The sequence below is a fragment of the Streptomyces sp. NPDC005435 genome, from assembly GCF_040703155.1.
Lineage (GTDB): Bacteria > Actinomycetota > Actinomycetes > Streptomycetales > Streptomycetaceae > Streptomyces.
In genome coordinates this window covers 577,003-596,032 of the sequence record NZ_JBEXEQ010000001.1, presented here as the reverse complement: position 1 = coordinate 596,032, position 19,030 = coordinate 577,003, and the positions used below count along the sequence as shown (strand labels likewise).

The window sequence follows — 19,030 nt, the reverse complement described above, 5'->3', positions numbered from 1 at the left end:
AGGGGGCGGACCATGCGAGGGCCGGTCGGCTGGTGGCGTGGGAAGAGCACGCCGGCCAAGGTCGAGGCGTACACACGGTGGTCGTTCCACTGCTTCGCCGTGCTCGAAGTCGCCTCGGTCGGGCTGCCCGCCCTCTCGCACCTGCCGGGCCGGCCGGGCGTGTGGCTGGTCCTGCTGGTGTGCCTGCACGCCGCCGTCTGCGCGGTGACCGCGTCCCGGTCGCTGGACTGGACGCGCGGCCTGCGCCCCCAGCCGGTACGGCTGCTGTGGGCGCTGGCCGCCGTCACCGCCGCCGTGGCGACGGCCGGCCTCGCCATCGCCCAGCGCGGCCCGCAGGGCGAGGGCATGCCCGCGGTGACGGGGACGCTCTTCGCGGGCTCGCTCAGTTTCGGCGGCGGCACCATCGCGCTCGGTGTGCGCGACCGGCGCCGGGTGCTCGCGATCGTGGCGGGCTTCGCGGCCGGCGCCGGGCTGTACACCTTCCCGCTCCACATCCCCGGGCTCACCGGACTCGGCACGATGCTGGCGGTGCTGATCGGCGGCGGGTTCCTCGCGTTCACCTCGCTCTTCTCCGTCTGGCTGCTGAACGCCGTCTACGCGCTCGACGAGGCCCGCGAGACGCGCGCCCGGCTCGCCGTCGCCGAGGAGCGGCTGCGGTTCGGGCGGGATCTGCACGACGTGCTGGGCCGGAACCTCTCGGTGATCTCGCTGAAGAGCGAGCTGGCCGTCCAGCTCGCCCGGCGCGGACGGGCGGAGGCGGTGGAGCAGATGATCGAGGTGCAGCGGATCGCGCAGGAGTCGCAGCGCGAGGTCCGCGAGGTCGTACGCGGTTACCGCGAGGCCGACCTCGCCGTCGAACTCGCCGGTGCGCAGGGTGTGTTGACGGCGGCCGGAATCGCCTGCGAGGTGCGCGCGGAGGCGCCGGAGCTGCCTGCCCAGGCGCAGTCCGCGCTCGGCTGGGTGGTGCGCGAGGCGGCCACCAATGTGCTGCGGCACGGGGACGCGCAGCGGTGCGCGGTGACGGTGCTGGTGCGGGAGGGGCGGGCGGTGCTGACGGTGGAGAACGACGGCGTGGACGACTCGGGCCGGGCGGCCGGGAGCGGGGGCGGCCCGGGCCGGGCGGCCGGGAGCGGCAGGGGTTCGGGGCTCGCCGGGCTGCGGGAGCGGCTGGCCGCCGTGGACGGCGTGCTGGAGGCGGGGCCGGCGGGCGGGAACCGGTTCCGGCTGGTGGCCGAGGTGCCGCTGTGCCGTACGGTCCCGGCGGCGAAGGTACGGAACATGAGCGAGGTCGCCCCATGAACGGTCCGGTACGGCTGCTGCTGGCCGACGACGAGCATCTGATCCGGGGCGCGCTGGCCGCCCTGCTCTCGCTTGAGGACGACCTGCTGGTGGTCGCGGAGGCGGCGAGCGGACCCGAGGCGCTGGCCATGGCGCGGGCCCACCGGCCGGACGTCGCGGTGCTGGACCTCCAGATGCCGGGCGCCGACGGTGTGAGGGTCGCCACATCGCTGCGGGCCGAACTGCCCGGCTGCCGGGTGCTGATCGTCACCGGACACGGCCGCCCCGGGCATCTGAAACGCGCCCTCGCGGCCGGGGTGCGCGGGTTCGTCCCGAAGACGGTGAGCGCGCAGCGGCTCGCCGAGATCATCCGTACCGTGCACGCCGGACAGCGGTACGTCGACCCGGAGTTGGCCGCCGACGCGATCTCCGCCGGGGACTCCCCGCTGACCGCGCGGGAGGCCGAGGTGCTGGAGCTGGCGGCCGACGGCGCGCCGGTCGCGGAGATCGCGGAGCGGGCCGCGCTGTCCCCGGGGACCGTGCGGAACTACCTCTCCTCGGCGGTCACCAAGCTCGGCGCGGAGAACCGGCACGCGGCGGTGCGTCTCGCCCGGGAGCGGGGTTGGGTATAGTTGGCTCCGCGCCACGGCGCACTGCGGACGTAGCTCAGTTGGTAGAGCGCAACCTTGCCAAGGTTGAGGTCGCGAGTTCGAGCCTCGTCGTCCGCTCCATGAAGAAGCCCCCGGTTCTCACCGGGGGCTTCTCGCGTTACCAGCGGGTGCCGGTCAGATGCTCGTACGCCTCGATGTACTTGGCGCGGGTCGCCGCCACGACCTCCTCGGGGAGCGCGGGCGGGGGCTGCTCGCCCGTGCGGTCCCAGCCGGAGTCGGGGCCGGTGAGCCAGTCGCGCACGAACTGCTTGTCGTACGACGGCTGGGCGCGGCCCGGCTGCCACTGGTCGGCCGGCCAGAAGCGGGAGGAGTCCGGGGTGAGGACCTCGTCGGCGAGCACCAGGGTGTCCCCGTCGAAGCCGAACTCGAACTTGGTGTCCGCCAGGATGATGCCCCGGTCGCGGGCGATGTCGCGGGCGCGGGAGTACACCGCGAGGGTGGCCTGGCGGAGCTGGGCGGCGGTCTCGGCGCCGACCTGACGGGCCACCTCCTCGTAGGAGACGTTCTCGTCGTGCTCGCCGACCTCGGCCTTGGCGGCCGGGGTGAAGATCGGCCCGGGCAGCTCCGAGCCGTCCTCAAGCCCCTCGGGCAGGGCCAGGCCGCAGACCGTGCGGGACTCCTTGTACTCCGCGAGGCCCGAGCCGGTGAGGTAGCCGCGGGCCACGCACTCCACGGGGATCATGCGCAGCGACTTGCAGACCAGGGTGCGGCCCTCCCAGTCGGCGGGGGCGCCCTCGGGCAGCTCGGTACTGATCACATGGTGGGGCACCAGGTCGCGGAGCTGGTCGAACCACCACAGGGAGAGCCGGGTCAGCACGCGGCCCTTGTCGGGGATCTCGCTGGGCAGCACCCAGTCGTAGGCGGAGATGCGGTCGCTGGCGACCATCACGAGGTCGCCCGCCTCGTTCTGGTACAGATCGCGCACCTTGCCGGTGTGCAGGTGCACCAGACCCGGAACCTCGATCGGCTCGGGCTTTTCTACGAATCCGGACACGGTTCCTCCCCGTGGTTCTGTCCAACTGCCTCGATTCTCCCGTATACGGCGAAGAGGGTGGCGCCGGGGTGGTCAGTCGCGTTTGCAGATGCGGTCCAGGAGGTTGGCCGTGGCCCGCTGGATGCGGGGGTCCACATGGCCGGGGCGGTCCAGCGCCGGGGACCAGGCGAAGGTGCCGGAGGCGAACACCCAGGCGCCGGAGGGGGCGCGGTAGAGCGAGGTCTCCTGGTGGCGTCGTACGCCGTCGCCGTCCAGGTAGGGGGAGTGCGCCAGCAGGATGCGCTCCTCGTGCTCGGGGAGCGCGGTGCGCGGGAAGTAGCGGTCGGCCTCGCCCGCGACCAGGCCCTCGATGCCGTCGCCCTCGCGGGCGCCGGTCGCCTCCCACAGCCAGTGGCCGGCGTTGCGGACGATCAGGGGGGTGGGTTCGGGGACGCGGCCCGCGTACTGGATGCCGATCAGCTGCTGTTCGGGGCGGTCGATCTCGCGCCAGAGCACCGGTTTGCCGGGGCCCTTGCGCTTGCGGCAGGTCAGCAGCCGGTCCGGGACACCGGAGGCGGAGTCCGCCAACTCCACTTGCCAGTACATGGTGTTGGCGGACAGGAAGACCAGCGAGGTGCCGTGGTCGCGGGCGTTCTCCACGGCCCGGCGCATCGGCACCGACCAGTACTCGTCGTGGCCGGGGAAGACCAGGCCCCGGTAGCGGGTGGGGTCGACGCGGCCCGCGTGCAGGTCGCGGGCGTCGGCGTAGGCGAGGTCGTAGCCGTACCGTTCCGCCCAGCGGATGAAGTCGTAGGCGTGGCCGACGTGCAGGGGCAGGCCCGCGCCCGCGTACGGCCGGTCGAAGGAGACCGTGGTCGCGGCGTCGGCCTCGCCGAGCAGCCGGCCCTTCTCGTCCCAGGCGTGGTAGAGGCTGGCACCGGTGTGGCCGTCCTCCGGGTAGAGGTTGTACGCCTGCCAGGTGACGTCGGGCAGCAGCAGGAGCAGGTCGGCGGGCTGGTCGTCGCGGACCGTGAAGGGGATGTGGGAGCGGTAGCCGTCGCTGGTGGTGAGGACGGCCACGTAGGCGCCGACCTGCCACTCCTCGGGGACCTGGAGGCGCCAGGACAGCCACCAGTGGTGGCAGGAGACGGTGCGGTCGGCGGTCAGCGGCTCGGGCTGGACGATGCCGGAGAGCCGGGGGCTGTTGGTGATCTTCGCGGCGCCGTGCCCGGCGTAGTGGCCGATGCGGTAGATGTCGACGCTGAACTCCTGGGGCGGGTCGACCGTGATGTGGAAGTCGATCGCCTTGCCGGGTTCGACCGCGCCGGTGGAGGCGAAGCCCTTGATCTGGCGGTGCACGTCGTCGGCCGAGCGGGGGCCGGGGCCCGCCGAACGGGGAGCGGGGACGCGGGTGCCGCTCGCACTCGTGGTGGTGTGCGGCTGGGTGGTGTCCACGTACCAGGGCACCACGTGACCGGTGTCGTCGAAGTAGGTCTCACTGCCGCGCAGCCAGGGCACGGGGCCCAGGCCGAAAGGGTCGGTGACGGCGTGCGCGAGTGCGCCGGACTCCCAGCGGCGGATGTGGTCCGAGGCCATGGGCGCTCCCCTCCCTCATGCCCCCGTTGCCGTTGTGGTGGTGCGGGTGGTGCCGTGTTCGCTCGGTGCTGTTCAGTGCTGATCGGTGCTGCTCGGTGCGGTTCTGCTCGGTGTGTCTTATGCCGATGCCATGTGCGTGTCGGTCTCAGCACATCACATAACGCACGGCTCCGGTCACTATTCGTTGTGAATTGGCCTGAAGTGGAAGTCGGTGCTCCGTTATCGGCCGAAGTCAGCCCAGCCGGACCGGCTTCTCCGGGCGTATCCCGGCCGCGGCGAGCCAGTCCCGCAGCGGCCCCGGGTCCCCCTCCTCGATCAGGCTGAGCACGCGCGGCCCGAGATCGGCGGCCCGCTTGCCGCCCAGCAGCAGCGTCGGGCCGTCGAGCCAGTCCAGGCCCGGGGCGGCCCCCGCGGAGTCGACGGCCGCGCAGCACACCATCGCGGTGACGTGTGCGACGAGCAGCTCCCGGCCGGTCCGGGGCGGCTGCAACGGGAACAGCGGCAGCGCGCCGTCGTCCCACGACGCGGAGTCCCGCCCGAGCCCGGAGGCGGTCGCGCCGTGCGGCACGCTGCTCTCCTCCCGGGCCAGCTCGGCGCTGAGACCGGCGGCGAGCGCGGAGCCGCGTTCGGTGGTGGGGTCGGGGTCGTCGCCTTCGTGCGTATGGGCCGGGGCGGTGTCGTCCTCGTGCGCGGGGGCCGGGACGGTGTCGTCGTCCGGCATCCTCCGCCCGGGAACCCCCGGCGGATCCGCCAGGTGGTCCAGGATTCGGGCCAGGGTGGCGCCGCCCGGGGCCGGCGGGCGGTCGGGGAGCGCGTCCAGGACGCGGTGCAGACGGGCCGCCTCCGCGCGCCAGGTGCGGTCGACGACCTCCTCCGGGTACGCGTGCCAGTCCACCGGGGCCCACTGGGGGCCGGGTCCCGCGGGGGCGCCGTGGAAGAGGCGGGCGGCGAGCAGCGAGACCGCCTCGTCCGCCACCCCCGGCTCCTCCAGGAGGTCGCAGGCCGGGCGCTCGCCGAGCCGCGAGGTGAAGCCCTCGGCCAGCCGGTCGCGCCGGGACAGCTCGGTCAGCGCGGCGACCACGCCCGCGTCCAGCCGGGAGGGCCAGCGGCCCATCCGCCAGGCGGGCAGCGCCACCCTGGTCAGCAGCCGGTCCCAGCCCGCGTAGGCGAGCCCGACCTGCTCCTGGGCGACGATCCGGGGGCCGTAGTCCACCGCCTGCGCCCGCTCGGCCGCCGCGGAGGCGACCCCGCGCTCCATCAGCACCGCGTGCTCCCGGCAGGCGCGCAGCAGCAGCCGGGCCACCCAGCCGAGCCCCCCGCACACCCCCCGGGTCAGCGGACATCGCCCGCTCGTCGCGGAGACGGCCACCGCCGCGTCGAGACCCCGTACGAAACGCCGGGCCGCGGCTATGTCCGGCTGCGCGGACGGGCCCGTACCGGCGACGACCGGGGCGAGCACCGCGCGCAGCTCGGCCACCCGCATCCACCACAGGAACGGGGAGCCGATGACCAGGACGGGCGCGGGCGCGGCACGGCCGGTGGCGCGGTCGTCACCGGGGACGGTGGCGAGGCCGGGCACCTGTGCGGCCGGTGCCGTCTCCGGCGGCGGCCCGTGCGCCGGGTGGGTGCGGTCCTCCAGCCAGCTGTCGCAGTCCGGGGTGAGCGCTATCGCGGAGGGCGCGGGCACGTCGAGGCGCTCGGCCAGGTCCCGCACCAGCCGGTACAGATCCGGCGCGGCCCGCTCCGGGACCGGCACCGTGGGTGTCTCGGCCGGGCGCGCGCGGGCCACGACCAGGGCGATGCCGGCGGCCGCCAGCAGCACCACCAGCGCGAAGCCGCCCACGATCCAGCGGGCCAGGTCCCAGCCCGGCCCGGCGAACTGGCCGGTGGCGCCGCCCGTCAGCAGGATCACCTCGGCCGCCGCGGGCAGCAGTGCCACGCCCAGCGCGCGGCCCCGGACCCGCAGCACGGCCAGGGCCCGCGAACGCGCGGCCCGCGCGCCCGCCTCCCCACCGATTCCGGTCATGAGCGGAGCTCACCCCCTCCGTGCCGCTCCCGTGCTCTCCTGGCGTTGCCCACTCCCCCACTGTGGCACCCACCACTGACATCGCAATGCCGGTGGGCCAAGTGCCGGAATGCTTGCGCCGCACCATAGTTGGGGCCCCGGCCCCCGTCAGCCGGATAGCTGATTGCTCACTCGATGGAATGGCTCTGGTCAGAGCTGAGTGACGGAAAGCAAAGATCAGGCCCCGGATTCACGCATGTCCGGGGCCTGATCGGAAAAACCTGGGGTTACGCCTCGGCCGCCCGCGCCGCGATGTCCGTACGGTGCTGCGAGCCGTCAAGACCGATCCGGGTCAGCGCGCGGTACGCCCGCTCGCGCGCCTTCGCCAGATCCCCGCCGACCGCCGTGACGGACAGCACGCGGCCGCCCGCGCTGACGGTCTCCCCGCCCTCGCGCCGGGTCCCGGCGTGCAGGACGTAGGCGTGCGGGGCGTCCTGCTCGGCCACCTCGTCCAGGCCGGTGATCGGGTCGCCGGTGCGCGGGGTGCCCGGGTAGTTGTGCGAGGCGACGACCACGGTGACCGCCGCGTCGTCGCTCCAGCGCAGCGGCTCCAGGTCGCCGAGGGTGCCGTTCGCGGCGGCGAGCAGGACCCCGGCCAGCGGGGTCTTCAGGCGGGCCAGCACGACCTGCGTCTCGGGGTCACCGAAGCGCGCGTTGAACTCGATGACCCGCACCCCGCGCGAGGTGATGGCGAGCCCGGCGTACAGCAGCCCGGAGAAGGGCGTGCCGCGCCGGCGCATCTCGTCCACGGTCGGCTGGAGGACGGTACGCAGCACCTCGTCCACCAGCTTGGGGTCGGCCCACGGCAGCGGCGAGTACGCGCCCATGCCGCCGGTGTTCGGGCCCTCGTCGCCGTCGAGCGCGCGCTTGAAGTCCTGGGCGGGCTGGAGCGGTACGACGCTCACACCGTCGGTGATCGCGAAGAGCGAGACCTCGGGGCCGTCGAGGAACTCCTCGATCACCACGCGCTCGCACGCGGCCGCGTGGGCCGTCGCCGCCTCCGCGTCCTCCGTGACGACGACACCCTTGCCCGCCGCCAGCCCGTCGTCCTTGACGACGTACGGCGCGCCGAAGGCGTCGAGCGCCTCGGCGACCTCCTCGGGCGTGGTGCAGACATACGAGCGGGCGGTCGGCACCCCGGCCGCCGCCATGACGTCCTTGGCGAACGCCTTGGAGCCTTCCAGCAGCGCGGCCTCCTGCGAGGGGCCGAACACCGGGATGCCCGCGTCGCGTACGGCGTCGGCCACACCGGCGACCAGGGGCGCCTCCGGGCCGACCACGACGAGGTCGGCCTCCAGCTCACCGGCCAGCGCGGCGACGGCCTTGCCGTCGAGCGCGTCGACCTGGTGCAGCTCGGCCACCTCCGCGATGCCGGCGTTGCCGGGTGCGCAGTACAGCGCGGTGACGTCGGGGTCGAGGGACAGGGAGCGGCACAGGGCGTGTTCGCGGGCGCCGCTGCCGATGACGAGGACCTTCACAGGGTCAGCCTATCGGCTGGGTTGCCGAACTCCGGAGGCCGGTGAGTTCGTACGATCCCACAAGTCCGCGTCGCCGCTCACTGGTCGTTGGAGATCTCCTCCACGACCGTGGCGCCCAGTTCCCGCACGATGAGGTCGCGGCCGGAGAGGGCCGACTCGTCCAGGTCGGGGTCGTCGTCCTCGGGGGTGTCGTCCTCGGGGGAGACGTGGCGGACGGGGGCGGGCCGGGGTGCGGGGGCCGCCGGGGCCGGGGTTCTCGCCTCGGGAGCGGCGGAGGGCTGCTGCTGCTGCGGGGCGGGCTGGGGTGCGGCGGCGGGGGCCGGGGCGGACGCCGGTGCGCCGTAGCCTCCGGCGGAGCCGTAGCCCTGCGGGGGGCCGGACGGGGGCGCGGAGCCGCCGCCCGAGGGGTCCACCACCGCGTCGATCTTCCACTGCACGTTGAACTGCTCGGCCAGCGCCTGACGCAGGACGTCCTCGCTGCCGCTGCCCGCGAAGTTCGCGAGCGCGCCCTGGTTGAGGAACGCGACCTGGAGGGTGGTGCCGTCGAAGCCCGCGACCTGGGCGTTCTGGCTGAGCAGCATCCAGGTGTAGCGGCGGCGGTTCTTGACGGCTTCCAGGATGTTCGGCCAGAGGACACGGGGGTCGAGGCCGCCGGCGGGGGCGGGGGTTTGAGCGTGGGCTTGGGCTTGGGGGGCGGCGGGGGTCTGCGGCTGTTGCGGCTGCGGTCGGCTCGGGGACTGCGGCTGCTGCGGCTGCTGCGGCTGCGCGGGGCCGCCACCGGCCGGGGCGGCGGTGGGCCAGCCACCGGGGCGGCGGCCGCTGCCCGCGGGGGCGGCGGTGGGCCAGGCGCCGGGGGCGGGGGCGGAGGCCGCGGGGGCAGCCGGGGCGGCCGGGGCGGCCGGGGGCTGGGCGGCGGGAGCCTGGGGCGCGGGGGCCGGGGGCGCGGCGGGGGCCTGGGCGACCGGAGCCGGAGCGACGGGGGGTACGGGACTGGCGGGAGGTACGGGGTTGGCGGGAGCACCCGCGCCCTGTCCCCGTACGGCGGCCCGGGCTGCGGCGGCCCCGCCACCGGGCGGCACCGCGGGCCCCGAAGGCTCCGCCGCCGCCATGCCGGGGTGGGCGTCGGGACCGGGGACGTACCCCATGGCCGGGACGGCGGCGGGGGCCGCGCCGGCGGAGAAGCTGACGCCGCGCTCCAGGCGGTCGAGGCGGGCCATGACGGAGCGCTCGTCGCCGTAGGCGGCCGGAAGCATGACGCGGGCGCAGATGAGTTCGAGCTGGAGGCGGGGCGAGGTGGCGCCGCGCATCTCGGTCAGGCCCTCGTTGACGAGGTCGGCGGCGCGGCTCAGCTCGGCGGCGCCGAAGATCTCGGCCTGGGCCTGCATCCGCTCCAGGACGTCGGTGGGGGCGTCGATGAGCCCCTTCTCGACGGCGTCCGGCACGGCGGCGAGGATCACCAGGTCGCGCAGCCGCTCCAGCAGGTCGGCGACGAAGCGGCGGGGGTCGTTGCCGCCCTCGATGATGCGGTCCACGACCTCGAAGGCGGCGGCGCCGTCACCGGTGGCGAAGGCCTCGACGACCGAGTCGAGCAGGGAGCCGTCCGTGTAGCCGAGGAGGGAGGTGGCCATGGGGTACGTCACACCGTCCTCGCCGGCGCCGGCGAGGAGCTGGTCCATGACGGACATGGAGTCACGGACGGAACCGGCACCGGCGCGCACGACGAGGGGCAGGACGCCGTCCTCGACCGGGATCTTCTCCTTCTGGCAGACCTCGCCGAGGTACTCGCGCAGGGTGCCGGGCGGGACGAGCCGGAAGGGGTAGTGGTGGGTCCGCGACCGGATGGTCCCGATGACCTTCTCGGGCTCGGTGGTGGCGAAGATGAACTTGAGGTGCTCCGGCGGCTCCTCGACGACCTTGAGCAGGGCGTTGAAGCCGGCCGACGTGACCATGTGGGCCTCGTCGATGATGTAGATCTTGTACCGGCTGGAGGCGGGGCCGAAGAAGGCCTTCTCGCGCAGCTCACGGGCGTCGTCCACACCACCGTGGGAGGCGGCGTCGATCTCGATGACGTCGATGGAACCCGGGCCGTTGCGCGCGAGGTCCTGGCACGACTGGCACTCCCCGCAGGGCGTGGGCGTGGGACCTTGCTCACAGTTCAGACAGCGGGCCAGGATGCGCGCACTGGTCGTCTTGCCACATCCGCGCGGCCCGCTGAACAGGTACGCGTGATTGACCCGGTTGTTCCGCAGCGCCTGCTGCAGCGGGTCGGTGACATGCTCCTGCCCGATGACCTCGGCAAAGGTCTCGGGTCGGTAGCGGCGGTACAGCGCGAGAGACGACACGCATACGAGGTTATAGGGGAGCACCGACAACCGGCCGCGCGACGGAAGCGGCCCGGAAGCCATCGCAGGTCACAGCCTGGCTTTCCCGGTACGCCCCGGAAAAACAAGGGCCCCCCACGCACCTGCCAGAGCCGACCTACCCTTGCTGCCTTCCGGCCCTGGGGGAGTTCAGTCAGATAGCACCGCGTGGGGGGCTGCCGAAAGAGTACCCGATCCGGACCCCCACGAGGTACCTCACCCGAGCCCGCCCCCCGTGCCCCTCCGAGCTCGCGGAACGAGGTTCGCGAGCACCCTCCGCGGTCATGTAATGTTTGCGGCGGAGGATTCGCCTAGAGGCCTAGGGCGCACGCTTGGAAAGCGTGTTGGGGGCAACCCCTCACGAGTTCGAATCTCGTATCCTCCGCCAAGTGCCTCACCGGGCACTAAGTCGAAGGGCCCCACTGCTTGCAGTGGGGCCCTTCGGCGCTTGCGACGCCTCGCGAGGTACGGGGCAAGTCATGGGGACTGAACGTGGATCACCTCTTTACCGTGTCCGGCCAGAAGGCGACTCCGGTGGCACGGACCAAGCTGGCGGAAGAGGACCTGAAGGAGCGACGGGATCTCCAGGAGTGGGTCATCGCCCACCCGCAGGTGCTCGGCGAGTCGATGCTGGTCATCACGGCGGAGTTCGATCACTGGGCCGATGCCGATGGTGAGCGCGCGAAGAACCGGCTGGACATTCTGGGGCTGGACGCGACCGGACAGCTCGTGGTGGTGGAACTCAAGCGCGGCAAGGCAGACCAGGACGTTCATCTCCAGGCGATCACGTACGCGGCCCTGGTGTCCCGGTTCGACCTCGACACCCTCGCTCAGGCGTACCACCGGTTCCTCGCCGGCCGGGGTGAGACGGTGGCGGTGGACGAGTGCCGGCAGCGCTTGCTCGATCATGTGGACGGCGAGTGGGACCAGGAAGTTCTCCGGCGTCCCCGGCTTGTCATCATCGCGGCCGAATTCCCCAAGCCCGTGACCCACACCGTCGTGTGGCTCTCTGAGATGAACCTGGACATCGACCTGGTCCAGGTCAGTCTGTGGAAGGTGAAGGGGCATCTCGTCGCGGGCTTCGCCAAGATGTATCCGATACCAGACGTCGAGGAGTTCACTCTCGCCCCCGCTCGTGTGGAGGCCGAAGCGGTAACCAGGAAGATCAAGAAGCGTTCGCAGAAGCAGCGGGCCGTGCCCGACCTCGTCGACGCGGAAATCCTGCCGGACGGGACACTGCTGCGCCTGGCGCCGAAGCACCGCGCGACTAGGGAGATCCGGAAACGGATAGCCGCCTGGGCAGCCGAAACGAACGGCCGGGCAACCGCCGTTTGGACGAACACCAGTGCCGACCAGCTCACGTGGAGTGCGAACGGACAGCAGTACTCCGCCACCGGCCTGGCGAAGCACATCTTCACCGTCGTGATGGGATATTCCCCCTCCAGCATCCAAGGCACGACCTGGTGGGAGGTGGATGCCGACCACGTCCCGCCGGGCGTCGATCCCGACCAGTGGGCCAATCTGGCGGGCATCGATCTGACTCAGCTGGCCGATCAGGTGCGAAACGTCGAACCCGCGGGCAAGAACTGGGCGGATCTCCACACCGTGCTGGCCGCCATACCCCCCGGACGTTGGACGACGTACGGAGACCTGGCCACTGCTGTCAGCAGTCACGCCCGCCCGGTCAGCACCCACCTCACCCACTGCGGTGAATGCCCGCATGCATGGCGCGTGCTCATGGCCGACGGACGCGTCAGCATCGACTTCCACTGGCTGGACCCCGAACGCACGGAAACCGCGGCGGAAGCACTGCGCCGCGAGGGCGTCGTCTTCTACGGGGACACCGCCGACCAGGGCTCCCGCATGAGGCCGGAAGAACTCACCGAGCTACTGGGCGCATGACACCAGCCCGGGGAAGGTTCAGGCTGGTGGGTCGCTTCCCATGAGCACGATCGCCCTGCCCCGCCGTAGAGGGCTGGCAGGAACAGGAACGTCGAAGGGCCCCACTGTTCGCAAGGGGCCCTTCGACGCGTGTGGCCCCGGCTCGTGCGGAACGCCGGGGCCACCCGGCCTCAGGCCAGGGAGAACTTCTGGGCGCCCGAGCCGTTGCAGTCCCAGATTTGGAGGCGGGTGCCGTTGGTGGTGGCGCCTGAGGGGGAGTCGATGCAGCGGCCGGTGGTGGGGTTGGAGAGGGAGCCGTCGGGGGTGGGGGTCCAGTTCTGGTAGCCGGCGCCGTTGCAGGTGGCCAGTTGGAGTTTGGTGCCGTTCGCGTTGACGCCGCCGGCGATGTCGAGGCACTTGCCGAGGGTGCGGAGGGTCTGGCCGGTCCAGGTCCACTTCTGGTCGAGGGAGGTGGCCTGCTGGCAGTCCCAGAGCTGGACGGCTGTGCCGTCGCCGCCGGTGTCGTCGCCGGCCACGTCGACGCACTTGCCGCCGGGGCCGTAGACCGGGGTGCCGATGGCGAACTGCTGGGCGCCGGAGGCGTTGCAGTCCCAGATCTGGAGGCGGGTGCCGTTGGCGGTGGCGCCGGAGGGGGAGTCGATGCAGCGGCCCGAGGTCGGGTTGCGCAGGGTGCCGTCGGGCTGGCGTACCCAGTTCTGGTAGCCGCCGCTGTTGCACGTGGCCAGCTGGAGCTTGGTGCCGGCCGCGCTCGCGCCGCCGGCGATGTCCAGGCATTTGCCGAGGGTCTGGAGGGTCTGGCCGCTCCAGGTCCAGTGCTGGTCCTTGGCCGCCTGCTGGCAGTCCCAGAGCTGGACGGCGGTGCCGTCGCCGCCGGTGTCGTCGCCCGACACGTCCACGCACTTGCCGCCGGGACCGGTGATGGTCTGGCCGGTCACCGAGCCGCCACCACCGCCGCCGCCACCGGAACCCGGGCCCTTGTTGTACACGGCCACCGAGTCGATCACCAGCTTGCCGCCGGAGACCGTGGCCGCGTTCGGGCCGCCGCCGAAGGCGTCCGGGAAGCCGCCGCCGATCGCGAGGTCGTAGATGATGAAGAACGGGTGGTCGACCGCGTCCGCCCAGGTCGTGGCGTCCACCTGGTTGGCGCTGACGGTGAAGAAGTTGTTGCCGTCGAGGTAGAAGCGGATCTGCTCGGGCGAGACCGAGCGGTCGATCTCCGCCGCGTAGTCGTGGAAGCCGGTCTGGCAGCCGGGGCAGGCGCGTTCGCCGGAGCCGATGCCGGTGGACTCGTTGCACGGGCCGCCGGGGTTCACCCCGCAGTGGAGGGTGCTGAAGACGGAACCACGGCCGTTGATGTCCTCCATGATGTCGATCTCGCCCGACTTGGGCCAGGTCACACCGGAGCGCAGCGGGGCGCCGAGCATCCAGAACGCCGGCCAGTAGCCCGCGCCGTTGGCGGTGGTGACGTTCGGCTGCTGGAGGACCGACTCGATGCGGACGACTCCGCCCGCCGCGGCGCCGAAGCCCGCCGACTGGGTCTCCACGCGCCCGGACGTCCAGCCGGAGCGGGGGTCGGAGCCGGAGTGGAGGGCCTGGAGCACCAGGTGGCCCTGACCGTCGTAGTACACGTTCGACGTGCTGTTGGTCATGGTCTCGATCTCACCGGTGCCGAAGCTGCTGCCCGGCCCGGTGTCGTACTTCCACAGGTTCTGGTCGATGCCGGTGCCGGAGGCACCGTTGAAGTCGTCGCTCCAGGTGAGGGTGAAGCCCGACGGCGTGGGGGGCACCGCCGCCTGGGCGTCCATCGACGCGACGGCGGTCGTCGCGGTCATGACCGCGACGACGGACACCAGGTTGAGCACTCTCCGCCAGCTGCCGCGCCGCGGCTTGGCACATCTCGGGCGCATCTGTCCGACCTCCGTGGGGGAAAGGCGTGCGGGTCCGCTGTGACGTCTCCGGCGGGGTGCCACGGGGTACGCGACGGCACCCCGTGGCACCCCCGACATGTCATGAACACAGCTTGTCCATTGGTCTGGACTTCAACAAGACCCCGGACGCGTTCTCCCTCTCCAGCTCAGCATCGCCTCGACGCCGATCGTCAGGAGCAGCAGTACGACACAGCAGACGAGGCCGATCACCCCGCCCAGGGCCACGAAGCCCGGACGCAGATCCCCCACGCACGCGAGGGCCGCCGAGCAGCCGGGGGGCCGCGGGGTCTGCGCCGGCGGGGCCGCCGACTGCCGGACGGCAAGGACGCAGAGCACGGAGACGGCGGCTCCGGCCCCCAGCACGATCCGCCGGACCCGTGGGCTCCCCCACCACGACACGAGCCATCCCACGACGATCAGCGCGGGCAGGGTGAGGATGTAGCCGAGGATCACGTCCACGCGGAATCGCTCCGCGAGGCCGAGGTGCGGGCGGTCTGCCGCGGGGTGGGGTGGGCGCGCATGCCGGTCAACGTACCGTCGGATGATCGGCATGGGGTCGATCGCACGTGGGGTTTTCGCGTCTCTTTGCCATGAGCGGGGACGCCGGGGCGCCGAGGACCGCCGGGGCGGACGTCGCCGATGTCGCTGCCCGAGACCGACGAGGTGGCCTTCAGCGTCCGGCCGTCGGGCGTGGCCCACTGGACCACCGGGCTGTACACATCCCGCCCAACAGGAACGGGATGCACCCGCATGTCCGGCCGGGGCACATCGCATCACGCGTGAGCACGCGCAGTGGACCACGATCCCCGCCCCGAATTGGACCTCGCGGCCGTGCCACCCCCGTCCTTAACCTCGCCCACATGACCACCGACGCGTCAACGCCCCAGCCCCCCACCCGAGTCGACTTCTACTTCGACCCCGCCTGCCCGTTCGCCTGGATCGCCTCGCGGTGGATTCTCGAAGTGGAGCCGCTGCGCGATCTCGACGTGCGGTTTCACGTCATGAGCCTGTATCTGCACAACGAGGGACGCGAACTACCCGACTGGTACCGGGACTTGGTGGACCGGTCCCTCGGACCCGTCCGCGTCGCCGTCGCCGCTGCCGAGGCTCATGGCGAGGGCGTGCTGCGGGAGTTGTACACCGCCCTCGGCACCCGCATCCACGGCAAGGGGAACAAGGACTTCGACGCCGTGATCGTGGAGGCGCTGGCCGAGGCCCACCTGCCCGCGCAGCTCGCGGAGGCGGCGCGGAGCACGGAGTACGACGACGGACTGCGGCGCAGCCACGACGCGGGGAAGGACCCGGCGGCCGGGAGTTACGTGGGGACGCCGACCCTGCACATCGACGGTACGGCGTTCTTCGGGCCCGTGCTCAACAGCATCCCGCGCGGTGAGGAGGCGGCCCAACTCTTCGACGCCGTACGGACGCTCGCCGCACACCCGGACTTCTTCGAGCTGAAGCGGGAGCGGACGGGGAGCCTCGTATTCGACTAGGCCACAGCAGCTCCGACTAGGCGCCCGGCTTCGACTAGGGCCCCAGCAGCCGTCGTACGCCCTCCGTCACGCCCGCCACCACCTCCTCCGGCGGTACGTCCCGCAGCCCCTGCGTCCTTGCCGTCAGCGGCAGTTCGACCTGGACTCCGCCCTCGCGGGTCAGGTTCACCGGGTTACGGGGGTGGAGGCCGCGCAGGCCCGGCGGGATCTCCGCCAGGTCCGTCACCGGGGTGAAGGACGGGGTCAGGGTGCGCAGCGCCGCCGCCAGGGTCTCCGCCGCCGCCCGGTTGGTGCCGCCCAGGAAGATCGCGTGGGGCGTGGCCGGTCTCAGGTGGCCGTGCAGGGAGACCGTCAGGGAGACGGCGGACAGGAACGCCTCCAGCGTCCGCGACGGCGCCTGTGCCAGGAGGTGGGACGAAATGTGGACCCGCGGAGTCGTCGGCTGCGTGAAGGTCAGACACGTCGCGCCCGTCCGCGCCGCCGCCTCCTCCGCGAGTTCCGCCGTGCCGCCCTCCACACCGCCGTGCAGGGCGAGGAGGCCCAGGTGAGAGGCGCGACGGGTCAGACGGAGGACGAAATCCGCGCCGTCCAGCCGCAGCAGCTCGGTGGTCGTCTCCGCCCCTGCGGCCATCAAGCGGTCCTCCGCCCGTACCTCACCGCACCACCCGCACCCGCCGCTCCACCGTCACCTGATCCAGCTCCGACACGCGCACCGTCGCCTTCATCACCCATGTACCCGGCATCGGCAGGCTGAAGGTGTCCGCCGCCCAGTAGCCACCGCGATTGGTGACCTTGGTGTCCAGCGGGCCCAGGTCACGGCTGGGCAGAACGAAGGCGACACGCAGCTCGGGGACGGTGGCCAGGCCGCCGTCCGGGCCGTAGACGACCGCCTGGACGGAGTTGGGGCCGACCCGGCCGGGGTCGAGGGTGATCTGGACCTTGCCGTGTCCGCCGGGGGAGCCGGTGTCGAACGGGATCGTGGTGACCGAGGCCGACGGGATGCCGGCGACCCCCGCTCCCGTACCGGCGCCGGTCGTCGACTCCTCCGCCGCGCGGCCCGGCAACGTGCTGGTCAGCAGGGTCGTCAGGACCAGGACCACCACCCCGACGGCCGCCTCCGCCAGCACCGAGCGGCGCAGGTACGTGAGCATCAGGGAGGGAGCGACCGGCTCGGGAGCCTCGGAGACCGTCGGCGCTCCCGCCCCCTCCGGCAGCCGCACCCGTTCCCCCGCCCCTTCCGGCACCGGCACCCGCACCCGCTCCGCCGCCACCGGCCGCGCCAGGTTCGCCGTCCACACCCGCGACCACGCCGCCGCCAGGAGCAGCAGCGTCACCGCCGCGAGCTTGGCCAGGAGGATGCGGCCGTACGACGTGCCGGTGAGCGCCTGCCAGGAGCCGAGGCCGCGCCAGGACTGGTAGGTGCCGGTGATCACCAGGACGACGACCGAGGTCAGGGCCACGCGGGAGAAGCGGGTGACCACGCGCGGGGGCAGTGCCTCCGCGTCCGTCGCGCGGCGCAGGGTCAGCAGCAGGGCGGCCAGGCCGCCGAGCCAGGCCGCCGTGGCCAGCAGGTGCAGGGTGGTGGAGACGAGGGCGACCGGGACCTGGATGCCGGCCGAGGCGTGGTCGGACGCGGACCAGGTGAGGGCGAGGGCCACCGCGAGGACGGCGGCGGACGCGAGGGCCGCCCGGCGCGGTGTCCGGCGGCGCCAGTGCCGCCGGGTCAGGACGCCGGCGGCCGCGATCAGCAGCAACAGCAGCCGGGCCAGGAGCAGTTCGCCCGGGCGCGTGGTCACCGTGTGGGCGAGGGTGGAGAAGGCGTTCGACGGGGCGGTGCCCTCCTCGTACGGCCCGCGCAGCAGCAGGAGCGCCAGCGTCGTACCCAGGAGCGTCCACGCGCCCACCAGCAGCAGCGGCCGCAGCTGACCCCGGCTCGGCGGGCGGCAGTACACCGCGAACCCGGCCGTGCCGAGCAGGAGTGCCATCGCCAGGTACGCGAGGTAGCGGGCGATGTTGTAGAGGCCCGTGGTGGTCTGGTTCTCGGTGCCGTCGGGGAGCGCGGTGACCGGGGTGGCCGTGCGCTCGCCGACCGAGAAGGTGAGGGCGCCGGAGACGGGGTGGCTGTCGGCCGACACCACCCGCCAGGCGACCGTGTACGTGCCCTTGCCGAGGCGGGCGGGCAGGGCGAGGCGGGCGGTGTCGGAGTGGCCGGGGGCATGGCCGGCCTCACCGGTGCGCAGCCGGTGGTTGCGGGGGTCGTAGACGCGGAAGGAGTCGGTGAGCAGGCCGACCGACTCGCTGAAGGTCAGGGTCAGCTCGCGGGGGGCCCGCTGGAGAACCGTTCCGTCGGCCGGGTCCGAGCCCCGCAGCGTGGCGTGCGCGGAGGCGGGGACGGCGGCGCCGAGCACGAGCAGGACGAGGGCGGCGCAGGCGGTGAGCGCCCCGCGCAGCAGCCCGTACGGCGTCATGGACCACGCCGGCACCATGGACCGCACCGGCGTCATGGACCGCAGCGGCACCATGGACCGCCCCGGCGCCCCGCGCCCCAGCACCACGCGCCGTCGCCCCTCCCGCTCCGCACCGCGCACGTGGTCCGCCCTCCGTGTCCCGCGCGTGACCGTGTGTCCCGCGTGTCCCGTTCCGTACGGACGCCGGGGGCGCCGCGCTCACACGGTAACGGTGCCGCCTCCGGCCGCGAACGCCGTCTCCCGGGTCAGGAAGGCCAGTTGGGCCCGCTTCTCGGGGAGGTACACGTCCGGCAGGTCGATCTCCGGGAGGACGACCTCGGGTCCGGTGGTGAAGCCCTGGCGGGCGAAGCGGGCGATGGCCTTGGTGTTGCGCACGTCCGGGTCCACCACCACGCGCTCGCGGTCGAGCACGACCAGGACGTACGACGCCATCGCGGTCAGCAGCGCGGAGGTCCAGCCGGGGCGGTGGCCGCCCGCTTCGGCGGGGGCGAGCAGGAGGTGGACGCCGATGTCGCCGGGGCGCACCTCGTACACCTCGCTCACCCGGTCGGCGGCGGGCTCGTAGGTCTGGAGCAGGGCGACGGGTTCGTCGTCCCGGGTGACGAGGTGGGCGTGGTGGGTGTCGAGGCCTGCCATGTGGGCATAGATCTCGGTCACTTGGTCCTGGGTGAGGCCGTTCATGCCCCAGAACGCGGCGCGTTCCTCGCTGACCCAGGCGTGGACGACCCCGGCGTCGGCCGCCGGGTCCAGCGGGCGGATGCGGACCGTGCCGAAGCCGGCAACGGTCTGCTCGAAGGTGTTCCGGTCAGACATCTCGG

Annotated in this window: 14 protein-coding genes, 2 tRNA genes and 1 other RNA gene; 6 read left to right on the top strand and 11 right to left on the bottom strand. The window is 72.9% G+C overall.

Translation table 11 applies throughout. The features are described from left to right. Positions 1-12: 12 nt before the first annotated feature. The 3 genes from AB0898_RS02780 (at position 13) to AB0898_RS02770 (ending at position 2,009) form a co-directional block, all read left to right on the top strand. Positions 13-1,299, top strand: coding sequence for a histidine kinase (locus tag AB0898_RS02780; RefSeq protein ID WP_366800986.1), 1,287 nt, complete (start codon positions 13-15; stop codon positions 1,297-1,299). Beyond that, positions 1,296-1,910, top strand: coding sequence for a response regulator transcription factor (locus AB0898_RS02775; protein ID WP_366800985.1), 615 nt, complete (start codon positions 1,296-1,298; stop codon positions 1,908-1,910). Before AB0898_RS02780 ends, AB0898_RS02775 begins: the two co-directional genes overlap by 4 nt. Before the next feature lie 23 nt (positions 1,911-1,933). Continuing rightward, positions 1,934-2,009, top strand: a tRNA-Gly gene (locus AB0898_RS02770). A gap of 37 nt (positions 2,010-2,046) precedes the next feature. Here the strand turns inward: AB0898_RS02770 and AB0898_RS02765 are convergent. The 6 genes from AB0898_RS02765 to ffs form a co-directional block, all read right to left on the bottom strand. Beyond that, positions 2,047-2,943: a phosphoribosylaminoimidazolesuccinocarboxamide synthase gene (locus AB0898_RS02765; protein WP_366800984.1), complete on the bottom strand. Its 897-nt coding sequence runs from the start codon at positions 2,941-2,943 to the stop codon at positions 2,047-2,049. Positions 2,944-3,015: 72 nt separating this feature from the next. Then, entirely contained in the window at positions 3,016-4,518 is a 1,503-nt protein-coding gene (locus AB0898_RS02760; RefSeq protein ID WP_366800983.1) for a N,N-dimethylformamidase beta subunit family domain-containing protein, read from the bottom strand. A gap of 232 nt (positions 4,519-4,750) precedes the next feature. Next, positions 4,751-6,544 (bottom strand): hypothetical protein, encoded by a 1,794-nt coding sequence (locus tag AB0898_RS02755; protein ID WP_366800982.1) that lies wholly within the window; start codon positions 6,542-6,544, stop codon positions 4,751-4,753. A 266-nt stretch (positions 6,545-6,810) separates the two neighbouring features. Beyond that, positions 6,811-8,061, bottom strand: a complete 1,251-nt coding sequence (gene purD, locus AB0898_RS02750) for a phosphoribosylamine--glycine ligase (protein ID WP_366800981.1) — start codon at positions 8,059-8,061, stop codon at positions 6,811-6,813. A 77-nt stretch (positions 8,062-8,138) separates the two neighbouring features. Next, positions 8,139-10,403, bottom strand: a complete 2,265-nt coding sequence (locus tag AB0898_RS02745; protein ID WP_366800980.1) for a DNA polymerase III subunit gamma and tau — start codon at positions 10,401-10,403, stop codon at positions 8,139-8,141. 102 nt (positions 10,404-10,505) lie between these two features. Further along, an RNA gene (ffs, locus tag AB0898_RS02740) (signal recognition particle sRNA small type) lies at positions 10,506-10,602 on the bottom strand. A 119-nt stretch (positions 10,603-10,721) separates the two neighbouring features. Between ffs and AB0898_RS02735 the strand changes: the two genes are divergently transcribed. Then, positions 10,722-10,809: transfer RNA gene (locus AB0898_RS02735), tRNA-Ser, on the top strand. Positions 10,810-10,913: 104 nt separating this feature from the next. Further along, positions 10,914-12,323 (top strand): MGMT family protein, encoded by a 1,410-nt coding sequence (locus AB0898_RS02730; protein ID WP_366800979.1) that lies wholly within the window; start codon positions 10,914-10,916, stop codon positions 12,321-12,323. Positions 12,324-12,493: 170 nt separating this feature from the next. Here AB0898_RS02730 and AB0898_RS02725 read toward each other — a convergent pair whose 3' ends face one another. Then, positions 12,494-14,185 (bottom strand): ricin-type beta-trefoil lectin domain protein, encoded by a 1,692-nt coding sequence (locus tag AB0898_RS02725; RefSeq protein WP_366800978.1) that lies wholly within the window; start codon positions 14,183-14,185, stop codon positions 12,494-12,496. Between the two features lie 177 nt (positions 14,186-14,362). Next, positions 14,363-14,710, bottom strand: coding sequence for a hypothetical protein (locus AB0898_RS02720; protein ID WP_366800976.1), 348 nt, complete (start codon positions 14,708-14,710; stop codon positions 14,363-14,365). Positions 14,711-15,111: 401 nt separating this feature from the next. On the opposite strand from AB0898_RS02720, the gene AB0898_RS02715 reads away from it, so the two are divergent. Beyond that, positions 15,112-15,744, top strand: coding sequence for a DsbA family protein (locus tag AB0898_RS02715; protein ID WP_366800975.1), 633 nt, complete (start codon positions 15,112-15,114; stop codon positions 15,742-15,744). A 34-nt stretch (positions 15,745-15,778) separates the two neighbouring features. Here the strand turns inward: AB0898_RS02715 and AB0898_RS02710 are convergent, their stop codons facing one another. From AB0898_RS02710 to AB0898_RS02700, 3 genes are all read right to left on the bottom strand, one after another. Further along, positions 15,779-16,375, bottom strand: coding sequence for a poly-gamma-glutamate hydrolase family protein (locus AB0898_RS02710; RefSeq protein ID WP_366800974.1), 597 nt, complete (start codon positions 16,373-16,375; stop codon positions 15,779-15,781). Between the two features lie 22 nt (positions 16,376-16,397). Beyond that, a complete protein-coding gene (locus AB0898_RS02705; protein ID WP_366801053.1) occupies positions 16,398-18,212 on the bottom strand; it encodes a copper resistance CopC family protein in 1,815 nt (604 codons plus the stop codon). A gap of 198 nt (positions 18,213-18,410) precedes the next feature. Further along, positions 18,411-19,025 carry a GNAT family N-acetyltransferase gene (locus AB0898_RS02700; RefSeq protein WP_366800973.1) on the bottom strand — a complete coding sequence of 205 codons (615 nt, stop codon included), beginning with the start codon at positions 19,023-19,025 and terminating at the stop codon, positions 18,411-18,413. Positions 19,026-19,030 lie beyond the last annotated feature (5 nt).

Excerpts from the sequence above, each read along its gene's own strand:
- AB0898_RS02780 (WP_366800986.1), top strand. The coding sequence starts at position 13 with ATGCGAGGGCCGGTCGGCTGGTGGCGTGGGAAGAGCACGCCGGCCAAG.
- AB0898_RS02775 (WP_366800985.1), top strand. The coding sequence starts at position 1,296 with ATGAACGGTCCGGTACGGCTGCTGCTGGCCGACGACGAGCATCTGATC.
- AB0898_RS02760 (WP_366800983.1), bottom strand. The coding sequence starts at position 4,518 with ATGGCCTCGGACCACATCCGCCGCTGGGAGTCCGGCGCACTCGCGCAC.
- AB0898_RS02755 (WP_366800982.1), bottom strand. The coding sequence starts at position 6,544 with ATGACCGGAATCGGTGGGGAGGCGGGCGCGCGGGCCGCGCGTTCGCGG.
- AB0898_RS02715 (WP_366800975.1), top strand. The coding sequence starts at position 15,112 with ATGACCACCGACGCGTCAACGCCCCAGCCCCCCACCCGAGTCGACTTC.
- AB0898_RS02710 (WP_366800974.1), bottom strand. The coding sequence starts at position 16,375 with ATGGCCGCAGGGGCGGAGACGACCACCGAGCTGCTGCGGCTGGACGGC.
- AB0898_RS02705 (WP_366801053.1), bottom strand. The coding sequence starts at position 18,212 with ATGACGCCGTACGGGCTGCTGCGCGGGGCGCTCACCGCCTGCGCCGCC.
- AB0898_RS02700 (WP_366800973.1), bottom strand. The coding sequence starts at position 19,025 with ATGTCTGACCGGAACACCTTCGAGCAGACCGTTGCCGGCTTCGGCACG.